1 protein-coding gene is annotated in these 1,386 nt (G+C 67.8%); it reads left to right on the forward strand.

Annotated elements, in window-relative coordinates; translation table 11 throughout:
* Nucleotides 1-104: 104 nt before the first annotated feature.
* Nucleotides 105-1,352, forward strand: a complete 1,248-nt coding sequence (locus GA615_RS27200; protein WP_152054496.1) for an IS256 family transposase — start codon at nt 105-107, stop codon at nt 1,350-1,352.
* Nucleotides 1,353-1,386 lie beyond the last annotated feature (34 nt).

Here is a 1,386-nt window from a genome sequence, read left to right on the forward strand (position 1 = left end):
GGGGCTATAACCGAAAGTTGTGGGCGAGGAGTTGAGGAGGGCGGCGTACCCTTGGTGTATCGCAAGACCACCAGCCGGCCGAAATGGCCGAGGAGTACGCCGCCGTGGATCAGTCTACAACCCAGCCGATCGCCGGGCCAACGGCCCTGAGTGACGATCCCCTGACCGACATCCTCCGCCGGGGTGCCCGTACGCTGCTGGCCCAGGCCATCGAGGCCGAGGTCGTCGCCTACCTCGACGGCCGGGCCGACCTGCGGGATGAAGCTGGCCGTCGCCAGGTCATCCGCAACGGCTACCTTCCCGAGCGGACGATCCACACCGGCGTCGGCCCCGTCGAGGTCCGCCAGCCCCGGGTCCGGGACCGCAGGCCGCCGGGGCAACGGGAGGCGTACACCTCGGCGATCCTCCCGCCGTACTTGCGGCGGACGAAGAGCCTGGAGGACCTGATCCCCTGGCTCTACCTGAAGGGCGTCAGCACCGGCGACTTCTCCGACGCCTTGGAGGCCCTGCTCGGGCCGGACGCCCCGGGGCTGTCGGCCACGACCGTGACCCGGCTGAAGGCCGCCTGGGAGGCCGAGTACCACACCTGGAGCAAGCGACCCCTGGAGGGCAAGCACTACGTCTACGTGTGGGCCGACGGCGTCCACTTCAACATCCGGCTGGAGCAGGATCGCCAGTGTATGCTGGTCCTGATGGGGGCGACCGCCGACGGCAAGAAGGAGCTGATCGCCGTGGCCGACGGCTACCGGGAGAGCGAGCAATCGTGGAAGGAGCTGCTGCTGGACTGCAAGGCCCGGGGCCTGGCGATCGACCCGGCATTGGCGATCGGCGACGGGGCCCTGGGCTTCTGGAAGGCCGTGCGGCAGGTGTGGCCCGCGACGCGGCCCCAGCGATGCTGGGTGCACAAGACGGCGAACACGCTGGACAAGATGCCCAAGGGCGTGCAGCCGAAGGCCAAGGCGGCGTTGCACGCCATCTACGAGGCCGAATCCCATGCCGAGGCGGAGAAGGCGTTCGACCTGTTCATCTCGACCTACCAGGCGAAGTACCCCAAGGCCGTGGAGTGCCTGGCAAAGGACCGGGAGGCGTTGCTGGCCTTCTACGACTTCCCGGCGGAGCACTGGCGTCACATCCGCACCACCAACCCGATCGAGTCGACGTTCGCCACGGTGCGGCTGCGGCACGGCAAGACGAAGGGCAGCGGCAGCCGTGTGGCGTGCCTGACGATGGTCTTCAAGCTGATGGAGGCAGCATCGAAGAAGTGGCGACTGTTGAACGGATCAGGCCGCCTCGGTGACGTGATCCGGGGCGTGAAGTTCGTCGACGGGATCGAGGTCAAGGACGCCGCCTGACTCAACCCCCGGCCACAACATTTGACAATAGCCC

This window comes from Tautonia marina (assembly GCF_009177065.1).
GTDB lineage: Bacteria > Planctomycetota > Planctomycetia > Isosphaerales > Isosphaeraceae > Tautonia > Tautonia marina.